Annotated in this window: 3 protein-coding genes and 1 other RNA gene; 1 reads left to right on the forward strand and 3 read right to left on the reverse strand. The window is 32.3% G+C overall.

Annotated features, from left to right (window positions below; genetic code table 11):
- From VFS71_RS07890 to ffs, 3 genes are all read right to left on the reverse strand, one after another.
- The coding region (locus tag VFS71_RS07890) for a transaldolase family protein (RefSeq protein ID WP_326400382.1) at positions 1–315 on the reverse strand (315 nt) is incomplete at its 3' end.
- Between the two features lie 141 nt (positions 316–456).
- The gene (locus VFS71_RS07895) at positions 457–1,260 is read right to left on the reverse strand and encodes an SDR family oxidoreductase (protein WP_326400383.1); all 804 of its coding nucleotides are present in this window, start codon (positions 1,258–1,260) and stop codon (positions 457–459) included.
- 181 nt (positions 1,261–1,441) lie between these two features.
- Positions 1,442–1,539: signal recognition particle sRNA small type (gene ffs, locus VFS71_RS07900), an RNA gene on the reverse strand.
- An 88-nt stretch (positions 1,540–1,627) separates the two neighbouring features.
- Here ffs and VFS71_RS07905 point away from each other — a divergent pair.
- Positions 1,628–2,520: glutaminyl-peptide cyclotransferase (locus VFS71_RS07905; protein WP_326400385.1), on the forward strand; the 893-nt coding region annotated here is incomplete at its 3' end.

A 2,520-nucleotide genomic window follows, 5' to 3' on the forward strand; every position in this document is an offset into this window, starting at 1 on the left:
AGCTAGATAACGGGTTGCTTCCAATCCAGCAATGGTCATAGGAAGTTTAATTGTTATATTTTTGTCTCCTCCGTTAATTTTTATAAGCTTTTCTGCTTGCGCAATCATGTCTTCTGCTGTTACTGTGTCGGGGGTGACTTCTGCTGAAACGGATTCTACTTCCGGGACGGTTTTTAAAATTTCTTCGATGCGATCTTCAAACTTTACGCCTTCTTTAGCTACTAGCGAAGGGTTTGTAGTAACACCTGATAATACCCCAATTTTATATGCTTTTTTAATATCTTCCAGATTAGCTGTATCAATAAAAAATTTCATAATCTATTTATATTTAATTGTGTGTTTGAAAAATTCGGTGCAAAATTACGAAATCAATATCAATAACAATGGCAATTTCAATGGCAATTTCAATTTCAAAAATCAAAATTCAAATTCTCATTATTTCTTCATTTTGAATTCCTAAAGTTTATAATGATCCATAAGCATTTTTTCATATACTTTATCCGGTAGAATTCTCTTTAATACAATCGAAAATTTTTGCATAAAAGCACCGACTTTATAATGAATTTTTGGATTTGAATTTTGAATAACTGTATAAACTGCTTCAGCCATTTCATTTGGATTACTTCCGCTATCCACGTGCTCATCCATCGTTTTTAGATTATTTCCGTAAGACTCCTCATATGGCGAACCTTTTATTACAGGTGCATGAAAACGACCTGCTGCAATATTGGTAGCAAAATCACCGGGAGCAATATTGGTTATTAGAATTCCAAAAGACTTAACCTCCATACGCAATGCTTCGGTAATTAATTCTAAAGCTCCTTTTGAAGCCGAATAAATACTACGATAAGGCAAACCCATATACCCAGCAATTGAGGTAATATTAATAATTAACCCCGATTGTTGCGAACGCATCTGTGGTAAAACAGCTTTCATTACCTCAATTGGTCCAAAAAAATTGGTTTCAAAATTATTTTTGATTTCCTCCATCGGAATTTCTTCCAGAGGTCCCGTTATACCAACCCCAGCATTATTAATCACAACATCAAGCCTTCCTGAAGTTGCTATAATTTTATCAACAGCTGAATGAATGGAATCCGCATTTCTAACATCCAAATTAAGTAGAGGAAAAATCGAATTAAGAACTCGTTCCGGATTCCTACTCGTCCCATACACCACAAATCCTTTATGATGCAAAAATTCTCCAATAGATTTCCCAATTCCCGAAGATCCTCCTGTAATCAATACTACTTTATTCATTGTTTAATGTTATGGATTATAAGTATTTTACAAAGACAAACACTGATTTTCAAAATAACCAGTTTTTATTTTAATTTGTCTACTAAATTCTAATTTCAATTTGGGTAAAAATAAAAAAATCCCCCCGAAGGAAGACTACTTTAGTATAATTCTTAAAAAGAATTTTAAATTTAAAAAAAAAAAATGGCAAGCGATCTACATCGCACCGCTCAACCACGTACCCTTGCTATGTTCCCATCCTGGGGGAGTCTGCAGGAGCTGGTCGTGTAGGACTTGCCGGTGCAAATATACAATCTTTTTATATTTTTGCAAGGGCTTTGCCTCTTAAAATTATCGTTGTATATTGGCTTTTTAAAATATCAAAACTATGAAAAACTATAACTTCCTATTTATCATTTTCTTAGGAATCATTTTAGCAAATTGCGGAAACACAAAAAATGGGGAAAATTCTATATTTACCTTCGATAATTCCAATTATAAGGCACATTATATATCTGATGATGCTATTTCATTAGGTATTTTAAACCCAAATTCTAAAGAAATTGACAGTATAATCTATTTTGTAAATGATAAAAAAGTAGGTTTCAAAAAAGGAAATGAGAAACTAAGCTTCAACTTGAAAGATCAAAAACTGGGTTACCAAAACCTTAAGGCTTTGGTTTATTTTGGAGGTGAAAACTCGGAAGCTACTGCGAGAATAGAATTGGTTTCTGCTGTACAGCCCAAATTATTAAAATTTAAAATTATAAATACTTACTCACACGACACAGCTTCTTTCACTGAAGGTTTAGAATTTTATAATGATACATTATATGAAAGTACTGGTTCTGGCACTACTAGTTCAGGAATAAGCTGCAAATCCTTTTTAAGAAAATACAATTATAAAACAGGAAAAGTCTATAAGCAAATTAACCTTGACGAAAAATATTTCGGAGAAGGAATAACCTTTATAAACAGCAAATTATACCAATTGACCTGGCAAGAAAAAACAGGTTTTATATACGATGCAAAAACGCTTAAATTGGAAAAAACATTTACTTATGACAAAGACATTGAAGGTTGGGGAATGACAAATGATGGCACTTACATTTACCAAACCGACAAAACAGAAAAAATTTGGAAAATGGATCCAAAAACTCAAAAAATGATAGATTATATCAATGTATATTCAGCTGATTCAAAAATAAAAGCCATCAATGAATTGGAATGGATCAATGGTAAAATTTATACGAATGTTTGGACAAAAGATGCAATTGCAGT

It is taken from the genome of Flavobacterium sp., assembly GCF_035760125.1.
In the GTDB taxonomy this organism is placed as follows: domain Bacteria; phylum Bacteroidota; class Bacteroidia; order Flavobacteriales; family Flavobacteriaceae; genus Flavobacterium.

Excerpts from the sequence above, each read along its gene's own strand:
- VFS71_RS07895 (WP_326400383.1), bottom strand. The coding sequence starts at position 1,260 with ATGAATAAAGTAGTATTGATTACAGGAGGATCTTCGGGAATTGGGAAA.